Here is a 21,520-nt window from a genome sequence, read left to right as displayed (position 1 = left end):
TACAGCGCGAGCACCCGCGTGACCTCGATGACGATGAAGCCGACCGAATGGCCCGTGTACTCATCGAATCGGACACGGAGAACACCGATCCTCCCGCCTGAAAGCGGGGTTCACGCCCACAGAAACGCATCGAACACGACCGAATTGTAAACGACAACGCGACACGAAACACAATGGCATCAATTCAGACACACAAGGTCCCCGGGCCGGAAGGGTCGGGACCGTACGCGTACCGAGTGGAATGGGACGGTGACGAACACGATTGGACGTATCTCGGGCCCGCAGGCAGCTTGGACCCCGAAGCCCCAGCGAACGGTGAACCCCTCACCGACAGCGAGATCGCCCAGCTCCGCGAGGAGAACTTCGGTCTCGCACGGTACAGAGAGAGCTCAGAGGCAGACCTGTACAAGAAGGAATTAGCGAACGCGTTCCGCGAAGACATGGCTGAACGCTTCGATGAAGACGTGTTCGCACCAGGGGACGACAAGCGAACGACCACGGTTGAGCTCGCTGAAGACGCCCCAGCGACAGTCAAGCAGTTGCTGTCTGAGCGTTCGACGGACATCCAGCAGGATCTCGATTCATCAGCGGGGCAAGCCCCGCTCACGGAAGACGAACGGAAGAAAATCGACTTCACAGAGACGGACACGTTCACCGCGAGGCGCGCGAAAGCCGCGATCCTCGATGAAGGGATCCCGGCGAGCAGCTGGTTAGATAGCGTTTGGTCAGAGGATCTGACAACGGAGAGTGAGGCGCGTGGAGCAGCGAAACGCAACCGCGAGTCGATCGTGGGTGACAGGACAGACGAGAACGAAGGGAATACGGCGAACACGTCGAACGAGGAGTTCCGTTCGGAACAGGAGAAGAGCGCGCTGCGGTACGCGAAGGAAGAGGGTGACGAGGACGCGCGTGACTATCTCCTCAACGAGGCAGGGTGGACTGCAGAAGAGATTGAGAACACGCCGGTGCCAGCATAACCATGACACGACACACCGACCAGCAGGACGACCGTATCGACCAGGAATTAGCGTGCCTTCGAGGACACGCAGAGGCACGCGAGCGGCTTGCGGACCACGGGTGGCCTGAGGAGGACATCGAGACGTTGGAGTCCTCGATGTCGTTCCGAGAGTTCGCAGCCGCGGTGGCGGACGAACTTCGGTGGCGACGCGCTCACCAGTAACACTATCTTTTCTGCAGGGCGGAGGAGCCGCTCACGTAGCCACGAACCCCGGGGTAAGTGACGGCAAGAGCTTGTTTGTCAACGGCGGTCGCTTCGCGTGCGCGCGTCGCGGGCGCGCATAGGGGTGGGTGTACCCCCTCCCCCCTCAGGTAGTGTTACCTCTCCTAAATGGGTGCTCGCGCTACAGTGACACATGAGCCTCACAGAGACGCGGACAGGTGCAACTTGCATCGAGGAGCACGACACTGCAGTGGACGCGAGCACGGTCAGGTGTCCTCGGTGCGACACGCCCGCGTGGATTACGCCAAACGAGTGTTGGTGCATAGTGTGCGCGAGCGCGATCGAGCGACCCAGTGGGTGAGATCCCGGCGAATGAAGTGGGTAAAACACGTAGACTGAATGCCGCTCGCCAGGGTACGAGCGGTTGAGAGAGTGTGTTCACCCCGGTTCGGGCGGACTGTGGTGGGTCCGCCCGCCCACGCCGCGGCCCGTAGACCCGGACGGACAGACGCACACAAGTCCGTACACGTTCGCGGACGTACGTACGTACGTACACAAGCACGTACACCGCGGTGTACACGACGACGCACACAGACACGGACGCGTCTATGTACGCCGGTTTTTTCATTTGGTATCCGCGGTCACCAAGTACCAGTCAAAGTTCCGGACACCCCCCGTCCCTGAGTCCCGTGTTACCTCTCCTAAATGGGTGTAACCCCGAGTATCGGGTATGCAAGACCCAGCAGACGATGAAATCGCACGGCGCGCAAACGACGCAGATCACTTCCCCGTCATCGAGAACGCTGCAGTCACGACAGTGCCCGCCCCTCGGTTCCAGACCGAGTGCCCAGAGTGCGAAGGCCTCATCGAGTTCGAACCGGGCGACGACCGTGTCAAGTGCTATGAGGGGATCGGAGGATGCGGAGCAGAGTTCACCGTGCAGGGCCCACCAGTGGTGCAGCTCGCACGTGAGGACCGATGATCGGGATCGTCCCCTTAGCAAGTCGGTCTTGGTGTCATTTCGGCCCTGAAGCCGCAGTCTTCTTCGGTGCCATCGGATACGCGGTCATGTGGTTGATGATGCAGGGCTGGCGAGGCACAGACGGTGAGGACCGATGACCGGGGGTGAAGGGTTCCGAGTCCTCATCGTCTCATTCAGCGTGACTACAGCACTGGGGTTGGCATGGTACCGTTTCATCGTTTCCCGGTTCATCGACCCGAACCCTTGGTGGGAACAGAGTAAGGAAACCTAATCTATTCCATACCGTCAAGGGATGTATCCTCTCTTATCCGGGTGTCACCCCTACTGGAAGACATGATCGGACCACACGAGATTGTCAACAGACTCCGGACGATCCGGTACCTCAATGACGAAGAGTGGGAGCATCTACACGAACACCGCCGTGGCAACACCTGGCGGACGACTGTTGACGACGAACAGCGTTAGCGCTCGGAGTACCCCTCTAACACCTCACCGTAACACTATACTTAGTGCAACACATAACACTAACCGAGTAATGCCCAGAACAACCGTCCAAGTCACTGAATCCGAGGTAAACACCGCGGATGGAGACACCCGCGAAACCAAACAGTACCGAGTCACCATTCCCAAGCAAATGGCCGAGTTCTTCGATCTCTCACAGGGAGATGGAATCGAGTGGTCAGCCGGGAGTGCCAGTAACAAGATGGAACTCACCATCCACCAAGAATAATGCCACTCACCAGACTCACACCAGCACCAGTACCGAGCACCACCACCAAAGCCATCGAAAACATCCACCGTGGCGACGGGATCGTTCCACAATACGACCCCATCGACATGGACCAGTGGATGGAACAATTCAACGACATCACAGACGGCGACACAATCACAATCGAAACGAGCCGCCGGCAGTACTGTGACGTAGTGGTAGGAGAAGTCACTGACTCAACGATCCGAGAAGGAACTGCAATCGAATGCCGAATCCCGGAATCACCCTACAACATCCGGCTGTTCAGCCACGGCTACGCACAACTAGTCCCGGGAGCTGGTGACACAGAGACAGGGCAGTTAGAAGATTTAGTCAAGGTGATCCGATGACCGACACAGCGCGAATCTACGTCCGCCTCAGCGACCGGAGCAACCGGAGCATCGACGGGCAAATCGAAGACTGCCGAGCGTACGCCGACCGGCAAGGATTCGACGTAGACCGCGTGTACAACGAAGGACAACGCGTCTCCGGATGGGACGGCACCCGCGAAGACTACAACGACATGCTGCAGGACGCCGAGAACGGGGAGTTCGACGCACTCATCGTTCGTGACGGCAGCCGATTCGGACGCGATAAGCGCGAGCGAATCCGGCGGTTCTTCGACCTCGATGAATGGGGGGTCGAACTACACACCGTGAGCCGCGGGTACGTAGACCCCGAAGACCCATCCGATTTCCTCATGGAAGTGTTCAAAGCCATGAGTGACGACCACGGGAAGCGCGATGAAGTGGAACGACTGAAGTCTGAGATGGAGAAGCGAAAGGAGAAAAACTGGTATATCGGTGAAGCCCCGACTGCACTGCAGTACGACGACGACAAGCGTTTCTTAGAACCAGTTGATGGGCAACTCGATACCGTGTTACGGGTGTATGAGCTGCGAGACGACGGCGCAACATACCGTGACATCGAAGAGGACGTCCCGTGGTCTCTCCCCACGATCGGGAAACTCATCGACCGGCGCGAGCAGTACGAAGCTGTTGCGGACGGCGCACGACTCGGGTTCAAGTTGACGATCGTCGAACCCGAGCCCGCGTAAGTTGTAAACGAATCTTCTTCTGACCAGGTGTCACCCCGCGACTCGATGTGTAAGTAAATCGTTTCTAAACCGCGTTACACCGGTGTATACCGTATTAATCTACGTATATCAACAGTCCATCGGGCAGATATGTAGATGCAAACACCGGAATTCAGAGAACGTTTCTTCAACGAAGATGCGGAACTCCCCTACGGCGTAACTCCCGGCGAAGTTCGAGAGTCGATCAAAGGCTTCTACGACTTTTACGACGATTTGAACAGGTTCCTGATGCGAGAGGACCACGGTCGTATCGAAACTGTTCTCCGCGCCAACAACGCCCTCAGCGACTTCATCGGCAACGCAGCCACCGAAGAGTTAGCGAACGCCAGCGACGCGCTCATCGTTAACCAGAAACCCGACGGATTCCCCGACCTACTCCCCACGAACCACGACGCGTACGCCGAGCAAGACTTCGAGGTACACCACGGCGAACACGGCATTGAGACGAAATGCTCGAAATCGAACGGCGGGTGGCAAGCGCATAACAACGAAGAAGCCTGGTTCGTAGTGTTCAGGTACGAACGCGGGGACCCTGAAGACGACATCGAGGACATGGCCCCGATCCGGTTCGTGCAGGTTCTCGCCGCGAACCTCACCGAAGACGACTGGAGTCACAGCGGCCGTTCCGGTGATTCTCGCCGGACAATCACGTCATCCATCATCAAGAGCGGGATGGACAAGCTCCGATCGAACCCGATCTACCAGGATCCCGAGTACATCACCGGGCGCGCGAAACCGCGAGAACGGTACCGCCGGGAACACGCCGAGTTCGACCCGGTATTCGCAGAGAACAACCCGCAGTACGTGACCGAGCAAACCGAGCTAGGGGACGATTGATGGAACGGCCGCGCGTGGACCGCGAACTTGTTAACGACGACAAAGCCACGCTCCCGTACTCCCTCACAGCGGAGGAAGTCGCGGACGCAATCCAGTCGGTCTACGATTACTGGTACGAAGTCAACGAGTGGCACATCGAAAACGGATACGGACGGTTCCACGAGCAATTCAGGGCAAACAACGCGATCGGCGGGTTTGTCAGCGACCGTGTCACGCGCGCCTTGGTGGACCCGAACGACGGGCTTGAACTCAACCCGGCAGACGACGGATATCCGGACATCCATTACACGAGAGGGGACCGGACATGGCCGGACGATTTCCCGGAGAAAGCGAAGGACGAAGCCGTACCCGGAGTCGAAGTGAAAGCCTCCCGTGACGGCACGATCACCGCCCATCACAACGTCGAAGGGTGGGTTCTGGGGATTCACTACAACATCAACGCCCGTGGCAGAACACCGGATGACGTCGTTCCAATCTCGATTCTCAGTGTCCGGGTCGCTTCGATGGACGAGGATGACTGGGAAGAGCAACCGAGCGGGGAAGATTCGAATCGGACGAACACAACGACTCTCCCGACTGAAGCGCTGCATGAGCTCCGGAAGAACCCGGTGTATCAGACGCGGGACGGGATCCCGCAGTCACGTGACGGTGACTGGAATACACTGTACAAGCGCATTCACGCACTCTTCGACGCCGAGTTCCGGGAGTCGAACCCGACGCTCTTCCCAAAGTCAGACGGGTCGAACGTGTGTGACGGGTGTGGACGGTTCTTCAAGAACGACCGTGGCGTGTCATCGCACCGGAGCCGCGGTAAGTGCGGTGATTAGAGTCAGCTGAAGTCGGTCAAGGACGCCGATTCCTTTTCGATGTGGTCGAAGTCCGGGCGGTCCTCAACGGGAGTGTCGACGTCCGCGAGGCGAGGGATGGCGTTCTCTGCCATGCTGTAGAACGTCTCATCTAACTCGATCCCGACCGCATCGTACCCGAGCGCGTGTGCAGCCGCGATCGTTGACCCGGATCCCATGAACGGGTCGAGAATCGTTCCTTCTTGAAGCGGGAGGGACGCGTGCACTAATTCCCGCATCAAATACTGTGGTTTCAGATTCGGATGTGCTTCTTTCTCCTCATCAGCACCAGCTGGGTGTGATTCACGGACGATATCAGTCTCTGCCTTCGGTGTTTTCCCATCCTCCAGTAGATCGGTGAATGGCCGTTCATCGGATTCACGCCGGAGACCGCCTGTTTGCCACTCTTCGAGATTCTCTGTGAGTTTCCCTTCGAGCGGTTTCCGGTACAGTAGCCACGGTTCCCAGTACACTCTGGGCATCGAGGACACGTCTTTGAACTCCGGGTGGTCGTGCGCGCCTTTCGGCCGATCGCCGCCGCGAAGTGTTTTCGTCTCTCTTACGAGCACGTCACGGCGTTCCAGTCCGGCATCATCGAACCCGTTCGAGACGTAGTGCATCAGGAGTTGCGTGGAGGCGATGAACACGTGCCCTCCCGGCCGTAGCTTAGATTCGAGAACATCACCGAGCTTCTTGAAGAATTCCTGCAGCATCTCCTTGTCATCCTCGGTGAGAACAGTGAACCGCGGCAAGGGTTTCCGTTCATTCCCGTCCAGCTCAGGCGGGATGCGCCAGACACCACCGACGCCGTCCCGCATCTTTTCAACGTTCTCCTCAGCGAACTCGATCACCCCGTACGGTGGATCCGTGACGACAGCATGGAAATAGTCATCTGGGAACTCCTCTTCGAGAACTTCGAAGGAATTCCCGTTAATCAGATCGTAGCTCATTATCTGTGGGTTCTTTTGTGCCATCTTAGTCTCTATGCTCTGCCGCGGGGTGTAAGTATATCGAATCTCATCGAGGTATCCTGTAGTCAGTGATAAGCCACGGCGGGGTAAACCGACGTACCAACGTGGGCGGAACAGCAGCAGCAGACGCCGGGTTCATCAAAGGGTCGAAGCACCGCGTGGCGGTGTTACGCCGATTAGCGGAATCACCGGCGATTCCGAAGGAGATTAAGAACGATACTGACCGCCCGTATTCGCGTGTCTCTGACGCTGTAGACGATCTTCGGGAGCAGGGACTGGTTGAGTTGCTGGTCCCGGAGGAACAGACGAAAGGCAGACTGTACGCGTTGACTGACCGCGGTGAGGAGTGCTGGGAGTTCATGGTGGACCAGGGGATGGTCGATCCCGACTGACCGCCGGGACACGTGTTACTGTCAACGACCGCACTGCCAACAGTCGGGGTGTCCTGCCAGCACGACCATACTACCCGCTAACGATGGTGGGTGGGCCTGTACCCTCAACAACTGCGGTCAGGATTAGTGGTCTCCCCAAGCACCCACCCACGGTGAGCAACCACGGTGGCCGGACAATGTTACCGCCCACAGTGGCCAAGAAATGTTATCGCGCAAGATTATCGCCCCCAACGAGCACGATGAACGACCACCAACGCAGAGTAGGAGCCCTGTACCATAACTTCGATCACACACTGTTACCAGACACTCTCCTCTCGCACTCTCACCGAATAGCTGCGGGGAGGGATTGTCAATACAGACAGCGGGACCGGATTGGAACCGGGGGACTCCTACGGGACAGCGGACGGCTCAACGTCGGTATCGCAGAACGCTGTGCCGCGCATTACTTTTATAGTTCGCGGGGGAGACGCTGGCGATACAAGCAAGACCGCGAGACGCCAGGGGTCCGCCAGACGCCCGCAAGAGCCCGCGCACACCGCGAACGCGCATCCCGTGTGATTTCAGGCGCGCGCCACCGTGACCGCCAAAGCGAGCACTTATAAGGCGTAGCGCTTAGGACGCTGTCCCGTAGGGGTCCGCCGGTTCAAATCCGGTCCCGCGCACTCGCTACCGCTCGTTTTCGGCTTGTCCAACAACGACAAGACCCCAAATGACGCTCGAAAAGCCGAATACGCTGAAACTCTGTGACAGTTTCTATTCATATATGATGGAGTCGAACAATTACAATCGTCCGCAAGGACCAACGCGAGTTCTTAAGCGATAAGGTCGTTGTGGATTACCACGAGTACCACAACCATTCTTGGCATACTTGCTTCGAATGGGCAAGAACCCGAAGAAAGTGAAGCAATACTCACCATGCACGGTCAGTAACACATCAAACCGCACTGCATGCTTCGACAAGTGGGCCTGGGAGAACCGTGGCGGTTACAAAACACCACCAGATGAGGACGACGCCAGAGTCTACATAGAACAAGTGACGTTTCGAGACGTTACTGAATCGACCAAGGGAAAGATTCTGGAAGAACTGGGGCGGTACTCAAAATGGCTACAGTACAAGTTCAGTCGTGACGAGTGGGAGTTTGCCAGGAACTTCCAATCCGGTGGTAGTAGTAACGGTCCCCGTGACTTTCTCACGAAACCGAAGCGTCGGAAGAGTCGCCGTGCCGCGCTCGGGAAAGACAGTACTCCCAACTACGAAACCGTCCAAGACCTTCTCGAACCCGATCCCGACAGTTGGAAATTTACGTCTCTCGTCTGGACGAGCCTTGACGCTGGACTTCGTCCAGAGGTTGGGAACGCTCGGGTAGGTTAGTGTGAATCCGAGAACGGCCTGCTACGCATCCCGAAAGATGGTTCAGCCAAGTTAGAGCAGTGGATAGACGAACGATCGGACCAACCGAAATACCAGGATACCGACAAACTCTGGCTCACTGGGCATGGGAATCGCTACGATTCCAACAAACTGAGCCGGATAATCAAAGACCTATGCGAACTCGTCTTGAAATGCGCAGTCAGAAACATCGAACCCAGCGTCAGCCATTCATGACCGTGAAATCATGCGTCTAAACAAGTCCTAATATAGTACGATGATAAGAGTAGCAAAAACTTATCCCGGATGTATAAGTTAATATATAATGAAGGACCGCTATGGAACTTAGTCCACGTCAGCGGTCCTTCATCAAAGAAGAAATGAAACGCGAAGAGGAAGATGAAGAGAGATTTCCGAGCGCCAGAAAAGAAGCAGATCAAATCCGAGAGCAGATTGAGAAATCACTCACCGAGTAACTATTGCCAATAGGCCGAAATTCCCGCCCCTGATTCACCCGCTGTTTAGATTTCAGATTGCAGCTTTCGCTCCGAACAGTCCATTTTTAATAATACTATATTTTTTGATAACTATACATGACGTCTCAGTGGTCGAAATCCACTGGAACAACGAAATTTCCAATAATATGTCTGAGATGCGTTATTTGTCTAAGACAACAGGAATTCATCCTGGGAGTGGTAAAACCGAGGTTTTCGCGTTTAAGATTACCAAATATAACGTCCCAGTCACTTGGTTTTGTAATAATCAGGATGTCTATAGGCCCCTATCTTCAATTAGGATACAACCTGCCGCACACACTCCAAATATATTTATATCCACTTCCCCCAACAATATACTTTTATTGAGGAATGAAATATGGGGTTACTTGATTATTTGTTTGTGAGTAATAGTAAGCTATAAGTCATTTCTGATGCGACTATCCCACATGGAGTCAGTACAACTCAAAGCCAGCGAAACAGATGCAATAGATATCGCAAAGCTGGCATTTGAGTATACTTCTGGGATCAAAACATATTATCAGGAAAGAAACTACATAATCGGTAAAACTGGCGCTGGCCTCGGAAGTTACGGTGAAAAGGTAATTGTCGAATGCCAAAATGCTGGCGGGGACAATTCTCAGACGGTAATGACTGTTAGTGGTGAAAAAGAAGTTTCAACGAATATTACAGCTAACCCGGACAAGTACGTCCGTCGTTTTGTTTCCAACATACATAATCTGAAGGATCGTCCAATGTCCGAAATTGTGGAGTTGGCCGACCAGCATATGACTGCTAATGGAACAAAAGAAGTTACCGATAGTAGCAACCAATCAAGTGGAAATTGGCTCATGTATGTAGTTTTTGCGATGGTTTTTGTGTTTATGATAATGATGATGTCATCGATTTGATCTAACATCTCAGCTCAATCTAAAATGAACAAATACGCAATACTCACTGTAATCGGGATCATCGTGCTGCTGGGTGGACTGGCGATGCCAGCTACCGAAACTCAAACAACGCAAACTTGCATGAATTCGCCCTACACCTATGGGCAAGATTGCGTCCAAACAACATATGAGGCACCAAATCCGGCGCGTGGACCAGCGATTGGTTTTGGCTTTTTCCTTACAGTCATCAGCGGAATACTGTGGTCCCGGTCTGACTCGGAACCTCAGAATAGTGGACCACCGCCATCATCTCAGATAAACAGTCTTTCAAAGCAGATAGATAAGGAGACAGAATCACGACAAATGGACGAGACGAATACATCAGCCAGATCACAGCAACGATCTGCCAGTCAAACTAACAATCATACTCTCGCAAGTCGGATCCAATCAGAACATAACCATCAGGATAAGTCAAATCAAGATAAATTCGAATGAAATACAAGACAAAATCAAATTCACGAATCCTCTATTGGCCCATTTGATGTGAGATGATTGATATTGATGTCAAAGATATAATAATACGGGGGAAGGATTCAGACAGTCTCATCGTGTAGAAAGAGACGCACTTAACGCTGTCTTGGTCGGTGTTTTATATACAAGGCGGCTATTGTGTCGGTAGGCAGGCCGAAATCGGGACTTGCCACCCCAAAATTGGCGCATTAACGTGCCTACGGCACATCCGCGCTTAGGACGCTGTCCCGTAGGGGTCCGCCGGTTCAAATCCGGTCCCGCGCATACAATAACCCGGAGCCTCCTTGCGGTTTTCAGCCTGTCAAAGCAACTATATCAGGCGAACCCAACGAAAGGCTGTGACGATGAATTAGAGGCGGATTGGGGTTCCGGACGCCTCATCAAACTTGTCCCGCCCCGATGGGTGAAACCCCCGATCACCGTCTGGTGATTTCCTCTCAGACGTCCGAACAGTATTGAACGTGGCACTCCAACTACGTCTGTGAGAAACAATGCTTCATTGTGAATGCGGGTGGGCTTGGGAATGGGAAGATGATCCGGTTCCTTACTGTCCCTTCTGTGGCAAGTTAGGGGGAGCAGGACCCGGGGCGCCAAAAGAAGCCAAGGAAGCGGTTGAGAACGCAGAGAAAGAACGGAACTAATCAATTGAGTCTTCCTGCACTTGACGAGGATTTATCGTTTTCCATTCAGTTCCCTTTCGAATCTCGCCAAGCAGACCTGAATCGCCCTCAGTCAATACCGGGTCAAAACACCGCGTTGCGGCAGTCCAGTCGTGAACGAGGGGACTCGCGAGCGGCCGAGACAGTCAGCTAGCGTAGGCGGTTGCAACTTCGCTTAACTCGGCGAGAGTGAGCGCGCCACTCGCGTACTGGGTAGCTGCCTGCGAGAGTTCACCGAGATCGATTTCCCCGTCGTTATCCGCGTCGTATTCACCCGATACGCCGTCCAAGGGGCTCCCTTCCACGACGACGATATCGTCACTCCCCAGAGAGACCTCACTGTCGCTTGTCACCGATCCCGAGACCGAGTAGGTCGTTCCCGGATCGACGTTCTCGCCCGCTTCGACCGTGTACTCAGTTACAACTGTCTGGCCCGGGTTTACTCCGCCAACGGCGACGAGCGCACCTGTGGGATCGGCAACCTCAACGACCGGGGACCGCAACTCCCCGTCGACAGTAACAGATTCGATCGACGCGGCCGCGACCTCCGGAGAGAACGATTCGCTGACGGTCAGATCGTTACTCTGTGCGGTGGCTTCCACGGTGATCGTCGTCTCACCCCCGGGTGCTATCTGCGTGGATTCGAGATGGCGTTCGGCAGACGAGTCACCACCCTCGACCGTCGCCGTTTCTGATGCGGTGTCCGTCGCGCCGTCGCCATCAGTGACTGTCACTACTGCGGTGTAGGTCCCCGCCTCGGAGTACGTATGGGTAGCTGTCGGGCTGGACGTCTGTACATCTGCCTGCCCGTCGCCATCGAAGTCCCAGGTGTAACTCGCGATCTCGCCGTCGGAATCGGCGGACGCCGAGGCGTCGAACGTCACCTCTTGACCGGGGACAGGGTCCGCTGTCGTCCACGTGATCGACGCTGCTGGCGGCTCGTTCTCTCCGGGGTCCGACCCAGAGGAAACGACGAAGTTCGCCTCAGTCGTCCGTTCGGACTCGACACTGACTGCCGCCGTCTGGTCTGTGTTTCCGTCGCTCTCGGCGACAACCGTGTACTCGCCCGGAGTGATCAGGACTGTGTAGTCTCCCTCTGCGTCTGTCGTCGTCTCTGCGACGACCAGTCCGAACGTGTCTTTGACAGACACCACCGCTCCCGAAATCGAGTCGTTCTCGCCGTCGAATACGGTGCCGGTGATGGCACCGGGACGGTCAGGGACGTCGAGAACAAAGTCCGCAGTGGTCGTCTTCGCAGAGTACACGGTGACCGAATTCTGTCCCTCGGTACCATCGCTCTCGGCGTACACAGTGTACTCGCCCGGAGCGACGTCGACGGTGTACTCGCCTGAAGCAGATGTCGACGTAGACGCGACGACCGATCCGGAGTCGTTTTCGACAGTCACCGACGCCCCCGAAATCGCGTTGTTCTCCTCGTCGACCACCGCGCCCGTGATAGACCCGGATTCGGTCACAGGACGAACGACGATATCTGCTCCCGTCGTCTGGTCTGACTCGACGGTGACCGAGGTTCGCCCCTCCGTTCCATCGCCTTCAGCGTACACAGTGTACTCGCCCGGAGCGACGTCGACGGTGTACTCGCCTGAAGCAGACGTCGACGCGGACGCGACGACCGAACCGGTCTCGTTTTCGACGGTTACTGATGCCCCCGAAATCGGGTCACTGCCTGCGTTCGTTACAGTCCCCGATACGTATCCCGGTGACGCGGTCACGAGGACAATGTCCGCCGAAGTCGTAAACCCCGACTCGACGGTGACCGAGGTTCGTCCCTCGGTTCCGTCGTTCTCGGCGACGACCGTGTACTCGCCCGGAGCGACCTCGACGGTGTACTCGCCTGAAGCAGACGTCGACTCAGACGCGACGACCGATCCGGAGTCGTCTTCGACAGTTACCGAGGCCCCCGAGATCGCGTTGTTCTCCTCGTCGACTACCTGTCCCGAGATGTACCCCGGAGAACCGGACGATCCGACCGCGGCGTCGATGGACTCGTGGCCACCGTCAGTCGCACGTACGGGCATCGAACCGAGAGCGGTGCCGGCAACGACAACGCTTGTGACCACGACGATACCGAGAGCCAACGCGAGGAGTTTCGTCTTCTTATACATAATTTGGTGTAACTGTTAGTGGTGGTTCAGTTCTATTTCTCACCGCGAGGGACCGAGCTGGAATGACAATATGTTGTACTCTCCGTGGCTATTATGTTAAATTCCTGTCCCAAAATCGTTTCGCAACCCGTTGTTCACGGGGAGTTATCCGTTGTGAATAATCTGCGGGACACAGTCCAGCAACGAGAACCCGACTCGACGAAACAGGTCCAAGACACGACCGGGAAAACGTCGCGAGCGTTCCGACGCCGTAGAGAGCGGCCTCGTCACACACAAACCGGGTAGAAACCGCCGCTAGTTCGGATTCACGAACGAGGCAAGCACCATTTCGGATCCGGAATCGCCCTCCCAGACGAGTTCGACGTAACCGCCGGATTCGACCTCGACCTCGATGGAACTCCCCGCGGTGATCCGGCCGTCACTGGATCCTTGCCACTCCGACGTGCTGCGGATGTCGCCTTCGATCGACAGGTTGTCAGCGTCGACGTTGTCTCCTCCATGGTGCGTGATAGTTACCAGTCCGCCGTTCGATGTCTCCTCCCAATCGGCCTCCCACGACACCATCGGGGTTTCCGACTGTCTGCTACTGCTGGCCGAACCGGACATGCTGGTGGCTCCCGTCATCCCCGAATAGTTCTCCCAGAACGCCGCGGCGTCCAGAGTCATCGAGATAGTAAGCGTCCGTTCACCGCCGGTGACGGATACGTCCTCTATGTTCTCGAAGGCTCGCGGCGATTGATTGCGGGCCTCGTCCACGAGGTCCTGTGCGGTGTCTACGGGAACCTCCGTCTCCTCGTCGTAGGCGAGAATGATCTCGTTGTCGGTCGTTTCGCCGTCGAGGGTACCCGACATACCGGCGCCGTAGAGCCCCTCAACCAGTGTCCGGGCGCGCGGGTCCGAGATCTGGTCGCGGACGGGCGATCCGAGGTCGAATTGGCCGCCCATCACGACTGTCGCTTCGCCTAGCTTGTCGATGAGGAGTTCGGCGTACTCGCTCTGGTCGTAGTACCGGTCCGCGTTGCCCTTATTGGCATCTATCATCTTCTCGACAGCATCGCGGCCGGTCACGTCGGCGTCCTCTATCATCCCGACGACGATGTGCTCGCTGTCGAGGGCGAAAGCGACGGTCATGTCGCTGTACTGGTTGCCATCGTCGCCGTAGTACAGCTCGTACCCCTCGTAGGAGCCGGTCTGATACTCCGCGTCGCTGTCACTTTCCTCCTCTATCTGGGTCTGGATCGAGTCGACATCGAACGACCCTTCGACGACGAACGACGCCCCGGAGGATGCGTCGTCGCGCTCGACGTTGAGCGTGCTACCGCCGACGGCGGTCAACTCTGCGATCTCGGTTAGGTCCACGCCCTCTATCTGCTCGTTGGCCTGTTCCAGACCCTCGAACGGGTCCTGCGGGAGTTCGTCGCGCTGTTCCATGACGCTTTCCACGTCGTAGGACGCGAACCCCCGCGTGTCGATCCCGAGCAGGTCCTTGGGGTCGTACAGCCAGGACGCGTATTCGGGCTGACCGCCAGCCTGCGTGAGACTATCGTCGTCCTCCAGGATACCGGTACAACCGGCGAGACCCAAGAGGGCGGACACTCCGCTTGCGCGTAGGAACGTGCGTCGTGAGTGAACCATAGATGTCATTTTACTTCGGAGTAGTATAAATGTATGCAACCGGAACAGAGACGGTGAGAAGAGAGGTCGACCGGCGGTAGACCGCACAATGCACCCCGTCGGAAGGTCCGAGAGCAGCGGATCGATGTCGGCAGAGAAAACGAACCGGAGACTTTTCTTGTTTCGACCCCAATTGCAGCCGAATGAAGCGTCGACAGTATCTCGCCGCCGGCCTGTCGGTCCCCCTCCTCGCCGGTTGTTTAGACGGTCAGACCGACAACGGCGACACGACGAACGCGGAACCGACGGACAGTACCACGTCGACCGAACCCGGGTCGCCCGACTCCGACGGCATCTACGTGCAACCGTTCGTCGAGAACATGCTCACGGCCGGGACGACGGCGAGCGGGGAGTACGAGTTCGGTGTGTTTTACACCTTCCCGCACCAGTTCTGGACGGTGACCGGGACGGAGCGGTCCGAGCAACCGCGTAGCGACGACCATTCGCTCCACCTGATGGCGAGTGTCTGGGACTCAGAGACGGAGACAGTCCTGCCCAACACCGGCCTCTCGGTCGAGATCACTCGAGACGGCGACCTCGTCTCCGAGGAGGTCATCTATCCGATGTTCTCCCAGCGGATGGGCTTTCACTACGGCGCGAACTTCAAGCTGGGCGACAACGGAACGTACTCGGTGACAGTGAGTATCGGCGGAACTGATCTCCGCCGAACGGGGTCGTTCGAGGGCCGGTTCGAGGACCCTGCGAGCGCGACAGTCGATTTCGATTTCACGAAGGAACAGCGGGATAAGTTGACCACGCAGGACATCGATGCCGGCGGTGATCCCGGCGCGGTCGAACCGATGGACATGGGGATGCTTCCGATCGGTCGGGCGAAGGACCCGGCCGACCTGCCGGGGACGGTACTCGGATCGACCACAGCCGATGGGATCACGTACGTCGTCACGAGTATCGGCGACGAGCGGTTCGGCGACGAAACGTACGTCGCAGTCTCCGCCCGGACGCGGTACAACGCCCTTCTGGTGCCGGCGATGGGGCTATCCGGAACGATCACTCGGGACGGCGAAACGGTGTACGACGGGGCGTTCGAACGGACGCTCGACCCCGAACTGGATTACCACTACGGAGCGCTCGTCGACGGCGTCGCAACGGGCGACGAACTCTCGCTGTCCGTCGACGTGCCGCCGCAGGTCGCCCGCCACCAGGGGTACGAAACGGCGTTTCTGGACACGCCGACAGTGGACATGACATTATGAACGGCCGACGGTCGGCAGTTGTCGTGGTCGCACTCATGCTGGTCGTCGCGCCGCTTCTTGGGATCGGTTCCGCGCCGGCCGACGCGCACGGAAACCACGTCACAGCGGGGTCGCAGGTGGCCGCTGACGGAACAGTCGTTGTCGAGGAACTGTTCATCCTCGAAAACGGCTACCTCGTCATCCACGAGAGGGACGACGGCGACCCCGGAAAGATACTCGGACACGTGGCGATCGAATCAGGCTACCACCGGGGCGTCTCCGTTTCGCTCGACGAGTCGTGGTGGGACACCGCCGCGGACAACGAATCTCTCGTAGCCGTACTCCACCGGGATGCAGAAGGCGGCGACGAGTTCGACCCGGACGCCGACACGCCGGTGTCCGCGTTCGGAAGCCTCGCCGGGGCGGAGTTCGACGTTCGGGAGGGTGATAAGCCGGTCAGTGTCGTCGCGACCTCGTTCGAAGGACACGCCGTCGAGGACTCGGTGACGGTCCCGCGCGTCCAACTCGCCGACGACGGGTATCTCGTCGTCAGGGCGAACGAGGAGGGCGAACCGGGTGAGGTAATCGGCCGGGAGCGACTCGAAGGCGGGACGCACGAGAACACAACCGTTCCGGTCGACCGGGAGATGCTCACCGGCAATGATTCGACAGTGTATCTCTGGGTGTCGGTGTACAACGACGACGGCGACGGGGCGTTCGATGCCGAACGCGACGACCCCGTCACCGTCGCCGGGTCGCCGGTACAGTCGCGGATCGTCGCGCAACTGAACGCGACCGAATCGGACATGTCCGTCGGCGTCAACACGCCGGAACCGACGACAACAGGGGCGGCCACGAGCCACGATACGACGGGAGCGTCCGATGACGCGAACGACGGCACGTCGGGCGGCGAGGAAACGGATACGCCCGCAGTCGGCGTCGTTGGAACGGTCGTCGCCGTACTGCTGGGACTGCTACTGGCGGGGAGACGGCGATGACCGTTGGAGAGCGCGGGATCCCCCTTCGAGAATCGCACCAGAACCCCCATTTGCTCGGGGACCCAAGGGGGCGACGATGACGCTGTCCCCGGACCAGTCGCGCCGCGAGTTCATGAAAGCGGCCGTCGCGATGGGAGGGGCGTCGGCCCTGTCCGCGTGTCTCGACCGCGATGACGAGTCGGGCGAGTCGGAGACGACGGCCGGACCGGTCCCCTCCGGGGTCGACGACCCAGCCGACCTCCCAGCCAGCCAGCACGGCTGGAACGACCAGTTGCCCGAAGACGAACACGGCAACGCCGTGTTACCCCGACACCACGTCTTCCTCTACCTGAACCTCGACGAGTCGGGCGAACCGAGCGAGGAGGCCCGCGAGACGGTCGCGTCCGCTCTCGCTACGCTCGACCGGGCGTACGAGCGCTCGAACGAGGGGCTCATTTACTCCGTGGCGTACTCACCGTCGTACTTCGACCGGTTCGACGAGTCGCTCCCGGACAGCGTGAACCTGCCCGAGCCGAGACGGCTCTCGTCATTCGAGGAACCGGAACTCGATACGCAGGACGCCCTGTTACACATGTCGAGCGACCGCGCGGACGTGGTTCTCGAAGCGGAGGAGGCGCTTCGCGGGAACGTCGAGGCTAACGGCGTCGAGATGGAAACGCCCCTGTTCGATGTCGTCACGGACGCTGACCGCCGGACGGGGTTCATCGGCGACGGCATGCCGGCCGAGCGCCAGGACGTCAAGGGAATTCCTGACAGTAAGCCGGTCCCCGAGGAGTCGCCGCTGTTTATGGGGTTCAAAGCCGGCTTCGTCGGCAACCAGGCGACCGAGGAGTACGTGAGCATCGACGAGGGACCCTTTGCCGAGGGGACGACGAAACACCTGGCCACGATCCGCCAGCGGCTCAGCGACTGGTACGTCGAGAACGATTTCGAGGAACGCACTCAGAAGATGTTCAGTCCGCTCCACTCGGAGGAAGGGTTGGTCGAGTCGACCGGACACGAACTGGGAGACCACAGCGGAGTCACGCCCGAGACGACCGAGGCGATGCCGGACCACGCCCGCGAGTTCGGCCGGGTCGGGCACGCACAGAAGATGGCCCGTTCGAACCGTGACGACGACGGAAATCCCCTGTTGCTCCGCCGCCACGTCGAATCGACTGACAACGACGAAGTGAGCCTTCACTTCCCGTCGCTTCAGCAAGATATCGCCCAGTTCGAACGGGTCCGTCAGGCCATGAACGGAACCGACGTCGACAGCCCCTCGGTTCGTCAGCGAGTGAACAACGGGATCCTAGAGTACATCTTCGTGAAACATCGCGGGAACTTCCTGGTTCCGCCGCGCCGACACCGCGCGCTTCCGAGGCCTCGACCGGAGTAAGCGGCGAAACTGCCTTCGCGGGCAAGTTTCGACCGTACTGCGAGCAGAACATTAAACAGATATGATCGGACAAGAAACTGTATGAGACGACGAACGTTTCTCGCGAGCGCGGCGTTCACGGCCAGCCTCGCGGGTTGTCTCGGGTCGGACGACGATACGTCGACCGACGATACGAACACCGAGACGACCGCGTCGACGGAGAGAAACAGCGAGTACGAAACGAACGGCGACTTCCCGCCCGACGAGACACCTGCAGACGGCTATCCGCCGGAGTTCGACGACGTACCGAACAAACGGTCCATAGACACCGATGCCTTCCAGACGAACACGCAAAACGGCGTGGACGTACCGCTCGCGCCCATCGATGTCGTCAACTACTGGTACCGGCGCGGCGAAGCGCGGATCGCCGACGCCCGCGGCGAACAGCAGTTCGACACCTCCCACGTGTACGGTGCGGCGCTGTCACCGGCGTGGAACCAGGACGATTCCGACCCGGTGCGCGACTGGCCCGAAAGCGACCGGATCGTCTGTTACTGCGGGTGTCCGCATCACCTGTCTTCCGTCCGCGCCGCGTCGCTCATCGACGCTGGCTACGAGGAGGTGTACGTCATCGACGAAGGGTTCTGGGAGTGGCACGAACGCGACTACGCGATGGCGGGGAACGACCTCTCCGAGACGCCGTTCGGATATGCCGTGCGGGGGCGAACCGACGCCCGGTACGGCGGCGAGGACATCTGGGCCCGCCACGAGCCGTCCGGACAGCGCGAGGCGACGAGCATCGATTCTGACGGCCGCTTTAGCGTCACGCTCCGGTTTATCGATGTCGACCTGAGCGACCCCATCGTCGTCGAAACACCGGGATACGTCGTGGAAGCGCCGTTACGACAGCTCGCTGATAAGACTGTCACCGCTGATATGGCCTGACAGATGTCGGGAGAACGGCGTCTGACGGGCGGATGACGCGACGCAAACCTTTTTCGTTGAGGGTGAGTTGAATCAAGCAATGCCGGAGGCAAGCGAGTTGTTCGCGGAGTTGTTGCCGGACGTCGACGCCGTCGTGCTGTTCTCGCCCAGCGGCTCGTACTACGAAGACGTGATTGCCGACGCGCAAGTGCCGGTGCTTGTCGTGTCCGATGAGAACGCCGTTGGTGCCGAGGAGTTCGTCGAACTCCCGCTTGAGTTCGACGACGTGGCAGACCGGATACGGTTCGGCATCGAGGGAGCGCTCGAACAGGGGTTGGTCGAGGACGGCGACGTGGTCGCCTGCGCGGTAACCATGTTCAGCGACGAAATAGATACGGTCACACGCGTCCGCGTTGACGAGACCATGGAGTCGGGGATTTACAACCTGTTTTCGGACTCCCGGGCCGAGGCGAGCGTTATTCGCGCCGTGCTGGAACTGGCTATCGAACTGGGGCAGAAAGGCCAGAAAGGCAAACCGGTCGGCGCGCTGTTCGTCGTCGGCGACGCGGGGAAGGTGATGAACAAATCCCGCCCCCTGTCGTACAACCCATTCGAGAAGTCTCACGTCCACGTCGGCGACCCCATCGTGAACGTGATGCTCAAGGAGTTCTCGCGGCTCGACGGGGCGTTCGTCATCAGCGACTCAGGGAAGATAGTGTCGGCGTATCGCTATCTCGAACCCTCTGCGGAGGGGGTCGACATCCCGAAAGGCCTCGGCGCGCGCCACATGGCCGGCGGTGCCGTCACCCGTGACACGAACGCGACCGCTATCGTCCTGAGCGAGAGCGACGGGCTCGTTCGCGCATTCAAAGGAGGCGAACTAGTGCTCGAACTCGATCCGGAGGACTACTGATGGTCGAGTGGCGAATGGTCGCCGACCAGCCGGCGGCGCTGGCGGCCGCGGTACTCGCTGTCGGTATCCTACTCGGGTATCTGGTCGGGAAACTCAACAAGCGCCTGCTCACCGCCGCGGGCGTCCCGGGTGCGATCGAGGGAACGCCGTTCGAGCGGACCGCCCAGAGTCTCGGAACGTCGACGGTCACCATCGTCGCGCGACTGAGTTCCTGGTTCGTTTACGGCGTCGCCGTCCTGACGGCCATCCACATCGCGCGGCTTGTCAATGCACAGACGTTCTGGCTACGCGTTACCTCCTTCGTCCCGCAGCTGTTCATTGCGGCGCTCGTGTTGATCGTCGGGTTCGTCGTCGCCGACAAGGCGGAACTGGTCATCAGCGAGCGGCTCCGGGGCGTCAAGCTCCCCGAAGTGTCGATCCTGCCGAAAGTTGTCAAGTACAGCGTCCTCTACATCGCCTCGCTGGTCGCGCTCGGCCAGATCGGGGTCAACACCGACGCGCTCATCGTCCTGCTCGCAGTGTACGTGTTCGGCCTGGTCTTTCTCGGCGGTCTCGCGTTCAAGGACTTCCTCGCTTCCGGGGCGGCGGGCGTCTATCTGCTACTGAACGAACCGTACGGCATCGGCGACAACGTTCGGATCGGCAAGCACGAGGGAATCGTCCAAGAGGTCGACGTGTTCGTCACCCATATCGAGAACGACGAGGAGGAGTTCATCGTCCCGAACAGTCGCGTGCTGGAGGAAGGTATCGTCCGGATGCGGAACTAATCGTCGCCCAACTGGTCGCCGTTCATCGGCCGTGCCGGCACCCCAGCCACCGTCTCGCCCGGCGGTACGTCTTCGGTGACAAGCGAGTTAGCTGCGACGCTTGAACCCTCGCCGACCCGGACGCCCGGGAGGAGGATCGCGCCGGCCCCGATCATTGCCCGTTCGCCGACGACGACCTCGCCCGTGCGGTACTCGTCTTGCAGGAACTCGTGACAGAGGACGGTGACGTCGTAGCCGACGATAGCGTGGTCGCGAACGGTGATCAGTTCGGGCCAGAACACGTCCGGAGTCGACTCCAGCCCCCACGAGACGCCTTCGCCGACGGTGACGCCGATCCGACGGAGCAGCCAGTTCTTCAGCCGGAGACTCGGCGACACCCGACAGATCCAGATCACGACGTAGTTCAACGCGACCCGCAGGAACGGTTTCGCCTCGGGCCAGTGCTGGAGGGAGTTCAAGGGGCCGGGTGTCGCGTGTGCGGTGACGCGGTCGTGGCGGGTCGCGGTCCCCTGAGACTCCGCCGGCGTCTCGGTGTCGTCGTCGGTCACGGCTCGGCGTTCGTCCCGGCGGGATA

22 protein-coding genes and 1 tRNA gene are annotated in these 21,520 nt (G+C 58.7%); 19 read left to right on the top strand and 4 right to left on the bottom strand.

All coding sequences use genetic code 11. The annotated features are described in order from the left end of the window. Nucleotides 1-173 precede the first annotated feature (173 nt). From EYW42_RS06620 to EYW42_RS06585, 9 genes are all read left to right on the top strand, one after another. On the top strand, nucleotides 174-977 hold the full coding sequence (locus tag EYW42_RS06620; RefSeq protein ID WP_135534463.1) for a hypothetical protein: 804 nt from the start codon (nucleotides 174-176) through the stop codon (nucleotides 975-977). A 2-nt stretch (nucleotides 978-979) separates the two neighbouring features. Continuing rightward, nucleotides 980-1,180 (top strand): hypothetical protein, encoded by a 201-nt coding sequence (locus tag EYW42_RS06615; protein ID WP_135534462.1) that lies wholly within the window; start codon nucleotides 980-982, stop codon nucleotides 1,178-1,180. A gap of 730 nt (nucleotides 1,181-1,910) precedes the next feature. Then, on the top strand, nucleotides 1,911-2,162 hold the full coding sequence (locus EYW42_RS06610) for a hypothetical protein (RefSeq protein ID WP_135534461.1): 252 nt from the start codon (nucleotides 1,911-1,913) through the stop codon (nucleotides 2,160-2,162). A gap of 333 nt (nucleotides 2,163-2,495) precedes the next feature. Further along, entirely contained in the window at nucleotides 2,496-2,627 is a 132-nt protein-coding gene (locus EYW42_RS20315) for a hypothetical protein (protein WP_259371279.1), read from the top strand. A 70-nt stretch (nucleotides 2,628-2,697) separates the two neighbouring features. Further along, nucleotides 2,698-2,892 (top strand): AbrB/MazE/SpoVT family DNA-binding domain-containing protein, encoded by a 195-nt coding sequence (locus EYW42_RS06605; RefSeq protein WP_135534460.1) that lies wholly within the window; start codon nucleotides 2,698-2,700, stop codon nucleotides 2,890-2,892. Further along, complete coding sequence (locus EYW42_RS06600) at nucleotides 2,892-3,260, top strand: hypothetical protein (protein ID WP_135534459.1); 369 nt, start codon at nucleotides 2,892-2,894, stop codon at nucleotides 3,258-3,260. Before EYW42_RS06605 ends, EYW42_RS06600 begins: the two co-directional genes overlap by 1 nt. Next, nucleotides 3,257-3,967 (top strand): recombinase family protein, encoded by a 711-nt coding sequence (locus tag EYW42_RS06595; protein WP_135534458.1) that lies wholly within the window; start codon nucleotides 3,257-3,259, stop codon nucleotides 3,965-3,967. The genes EYW42_RS06600 and EYW42_RS06595 overlap by 4 nt, the downstream gene beginning before the upstream one ends. 135 nt (nucleotides 3,968-4,102) lie before the next feature. Beyond that, a complete protein-coding gene (locus tag EYW42_RS06590; RefSeq protein WP_135534457.1) occupies nucleotides 4,103-4,843 on the top strand; it encodes a hypothetical protein in 741 nt (246 codons plus the stop codon). After that, a complete protein-coding gene (locus tag EYW42_RS06585; protein ID WP_135534456.1) occupies nucleotides 4,843-5,670 on the top strand; it encodes a hypothetical protein in 828 nt (275 codons plus the stop codon). Before EYW42_RS06590 ends, EYW42_RS06585 begins: the two co-directional genes overlap by 1 nt. Nucleotides 5,671-5,672: 2 nt before the next feature. On the opposite strand, the gene EYW42_RS06580 is transcribed toward EYW42_RS06585, so the two are convergent. Then, complete coding sequence (locus EYW42_RS06580; protein ID WP_135534455.1) at nucleotides 5,673-6,662, bottom strand: DNA-methyltransferase; 990 nt, start codon at nucleotides 6,660-6,662, stop codon at nucleotides 5,673-5,675. 101 nt (nucleotides 6,663-6,763) lie between these two features. Here EYW42_RS06580 and EYW42_RS06575 point away from each other — a divergent pair, with 101 nt between their 5' ends. From EYW42_RS06575 to EYW42_RS06560, 4 genes are all read left to right on the top strand, one after another. Then, nucleotides 6,764-7,051 carry a winged helix-turn-helix domain-containing protein gene (locus tag EYW42_RS06575; RefSeq protein WP_135534454.1) on the top strand — a complete coding sequence of 96 codons (288 nt, stop codon included), beginning with the start codon at nucleotides 6,764-6,766 and terminating at the stop codon, nucleotides 7,049-7,051. 564 nt (nucleotides 7,052-7,615) lie between these two features. Then, nucleotides 7,616-7,713: transfer RNA gene (locus EYW42_RS06570), tRNA-Leu, on the top strand. A 215-nt stretch (nucleotides 7,714-7,928) separates the two neighbouring features. Continuing rightward, nucleotides 7,929-8,423 (top strand): hypothetical protein, encoded by a 495-nt coding sequence (locus EYW42_RS19755; protein WP_202613823.1) that lies wholly within the window; start codon nucleotides 7,929-7,931, stop codon nucleotides 8,421-8,423. Nucleotides 8,424-9,363: 940 nt separating this feature from the next. Then, complete coding sequence (locus EYW42_RS06560; RefSeq protein ID WP_135534453.1) at nucleotides 9,364-9,825, top strand: hypothetical protein; 462 nt, start codon at nucleotides 9,364-9,366, stop codon at nucleotides 9,823-9,825. A 1,315-nt stretch (nucleotides 9,826-11,140) separates the two neighbouring features. Here the strand turns inward: EYW42_RS06560 and EYW42_RS06555 are convergent. Both EYW42_RS06555 and EYW42_RS06550 read right to left on the bottom strand, forming a co-directional pair. Next, the gene (locus tag EYW42_RS06555) at nucleotides 11,141-13,120 is read right to left on the bottom strand and encodes a carboxypeptidase regulatory-like domain-containing protein (protein WP_135534452.1); all 1,980 of its coding nucleotides are present in this window, start codon (nucleotides 13,118-13,120) and stop codon (nucleotides 11,141-11,143) included. Between the two features lie 294 nt (nucleotides 13,121-13,414). Then, nucleotides 13,415-14,755, bottom strand: a complete 1,341-nt coding sequence (locus EYW42_RS06550) for a twin-arginine translocation signal domain-containing protein (RefSeq protein ID WP_135534451.1) — start codon at nucleotides 14,753-14,755, stop codon at nucleotides 13,415-13,417. A 182-nt stretch (nucleotides 14,756-14,937) separates the two neighbouring features. Here EYW42_RS06550 and EYW42_RS06545 point away from each other — a divergent pair, with 182 nt between their 5' ends. From EYW42_RS06545 to EYW42_RS06520, 6 genes are all read left to right on the top strand, one after another. After that, nucleotides 14,938-16,008: an iron transporter gene (locus EYW42_RS06545; protein ID WP_135534450.1), complete on the top strand. Its 1,071-nt coding sequence runs from the start codon at nucleotides 14,938-14,940 to the stop codon at nucleotides 16,006-16,008. Continuing rightward, entirely contained in the window at nucleotides 16,005-16,985 is a 981-nt protein-coding gene (locus EYW42_RS06540; protein WP_135534449.1) for a DUF7282 domain-containing protein, read from the top strand. The genes EYW42_RS06545 and EYW42_RS06540 overlap by 4 nt, the downstream gene beginning before the upstream one ends. Before the next feature lie 76 nt (nucleotides 16,986-17,061). Next, entirely contained in the window at nucleotides 17,062-18,363 is a 1,302-nt protein-coding gene (locus EYW42_RS06535; RefSeq protein WP_135534448.1) for a DUF7405 family protein, read from the top strand. A gap of 81 nt (nucleotides 18,364-18,444) precedes the next feature. Continuing rightward, the gene (locus EYW42_RS06530) at nucleotides 18,445-19,287 is read left to right on the top strand and encodes a rhodanese-like domain-containing protein (protein WP_135534447.1); all 843 of its coding nucleotides are present in this window, start codon (nucleotides 18,445-18,447) and stop codon (nucleotides 19,285-19,287) included. 79 nt (nucleotides 19,288-19,366) lie between these two features. Then, a complete protein-coding gene (dacZ, locus tag EYW42_RS06525; protein ID WP_135534446.1) occupies nucleotides 19,367-20,179 on the top strand; it encodes a diadenylate cyclase DacZ in 813 nt (270 codons plus the stop codon). Next, entirely contained in the window at nucleotides 20,179-20,946 is a 768-nt protein-coding gene (locus EYW42_RS06520) for a mechanosensitive ion channel family protein (RefSeq protein WP_135534445.1), read from the top strand. Before dacZ ends, EYW42_RS06520 begins: the two co-directional genes overlap by 1 nt. On the opposite strand, the gene EYW42_RS06515 is transcribed toward EYW42_RS06520, so the two are convergent. Continuing rightward, entirely contained in the window at nucleotides 20,943-21,494 is a 552-nt protein-coding gene (locus tag EYW42_RS06515) for an acyltransferase (RefSeq protein WP_135534444.1), read from the bottom strand. The genes EYW42_RS06520 and EYW42_RS06515 overlap by 4 nt on opposite strands. Nucleotides 21,495-21,520 lie beyond the last annotated feature (26 nt).

This window comes from Halostella pelagica (assembly GCF_004762015.1).
In the GTDB taxonomy this organism is placed as follows: Archaea; Halobacteriota; Halobacteria; order Halobacteriales; family Natronoarchaeaceae; genus Halostella; species Halostella pelagica.
Note: the sequence above shows the minus strand (reverse complement) of the source record. Positions and strands in the feature narration are given on the sequence as shown.

Excerpts from the sequence above, each read along its gene's own strand:
- EYW42_RS06620 (WP_135534463.1), top strand. The coding sequence starts at position 174 with ATGGCATCAATTCAGACACACAAGGTCCCCGGGCCGGAAGGGTCGGGA.
- EYW42_RS06615 (WP_135534462.1), top strand. The coding sequence starts at position 980 with ATGACACGACACACCGACCAGCAGGACGACCGTATCGACCAGGAATTA.
- EYW42_RS06610 (WP_135534461.1), top strand. The coding sequence starts at position 1,911 with ATGCAAGACCCAGCAGACGATGAAATCGCACGGCGCGCAAACGACGCA.
- EYW42_RS20315 (WP_259371279.1), top strand. The coding sequence starts at position 2,496 with ATGATCGGACCACACGAGATTGTCAACAGACTCCGGACGATCCGGTAC.
- EYW42_RS06605 (WP_135534460.1), top strand. The coding sequence starts at position 2,698 with ATGCCCAGAACAACCGTCCAAGTCACTGAATCCGAGGTAAACACCGCG.
- EYW42_RS06600 (WP_135534459.1), top strand. The coding sequence starts at position 2,892 with ATGCCACTCACCAGACTCACACCAGCACCAGTACCGAGCACCACCACC.
- EYW42_RS06595 (WP_135534458.1), top strand. The coding sequence starts at position 3,257 with ATGACCGACACAGCGCGAATCTACGTCCGCCTCAGCGACCGGAGCAAC.
- EYW42_RS06590 (WP_135534457.1), top strand. The coding sequence starts at position 4,103 with ATGCAAACACCGGAATTCAGAGAACGTTTCTTCAACGAAGATGCGGAA.
- EYW42_RS06585 (WP_135534456.1), top strand. The coding sequence starts at position 4,843 with ATGGAACGGCCGCGCGTGGACCGCGAACTTGTTAACGACGACAAAGCC.
- EYW42_RS06580 (WP_135534455.1), bottom strand. The coding sequence starts at position 6,662 with ATGGCACAAAAGAACCCACAGATAATGAGCTACGATCTGATTAACGGG.
- EYW42_RS19755 (WP_202613823.1), top strand. The coding sequence starts at position 7,929 with ATGGGCAAGAACCCGAAGAAAGTGAAGCAATACTCACCATGCACGGTC.
- EYW42_RS06560 (WP_135534453.1), top strand. The coding sequence starts at position 9,364 with ATGGAGTCAGTACAACTCAAAGCCAGCGAAACAGATGCAATAGATATC.
- EYW42_RS06555 (WP_135534452.1), bottom strand. The coding sequence starts at position 13,120 with ATGTATAAGAAGACGAAACTCCTCGCGTTGGCTCTCGGTATCGTCGTG.
- EYW42_RS06550 (WP_135534451.1), bottom strand. The coding sequence starts at position 14,755 with ATGGTTCACTCACGACGCACGTTCCTACGCGCAAGCGGAGTGTCCGCC.
- EYW42_RS06545 (WP_135534450.1), top strand. The coding sequence starts at position 14,938 with ATGAAGCGTCGACAGTATCTCGCCGCCGGCCTGTCGGTCCCCCTCCTC.
- EYW42_RS06540 (WP_135534449.1), top strand. The coding sequence starts at position 16,005 with ATGAACGGCCGACGGTCGGCAGTTGTCGTGGTCGCACTCATGCTGGTC.
- EYW42_RS06535 (WP_135534448.1), top strand. The coding sequence starts at position 17,062 with ATGACGCTGTCCCCGGACCAGTCGCGCCGCGAGTTCATGAAAGCGGCC.
- EYW42_RS06530 (WP_135534447.1), top strand. The coding sequence starts at position 18,445 with ATGAGACGACGAACGTTTCTCGCGAGCGCGGCGTTCACGGCCAGCCTC.
- dacZ (WP_135534446.1), top strand. The coding sequence starts at position 19,367 with ATGCCGGAGGCAAGCGAGTTGTTCGCGGAGTTGTTGCCGGACGTCGAC.
- EYW42_RS06520 (WP_135534445.1), top strand. The coding sequence starts at position 20,179 with ATGGTCGAGTGGCGAATGGTCGCCGACCAGCCGGCGGCGCTGGCGGCC.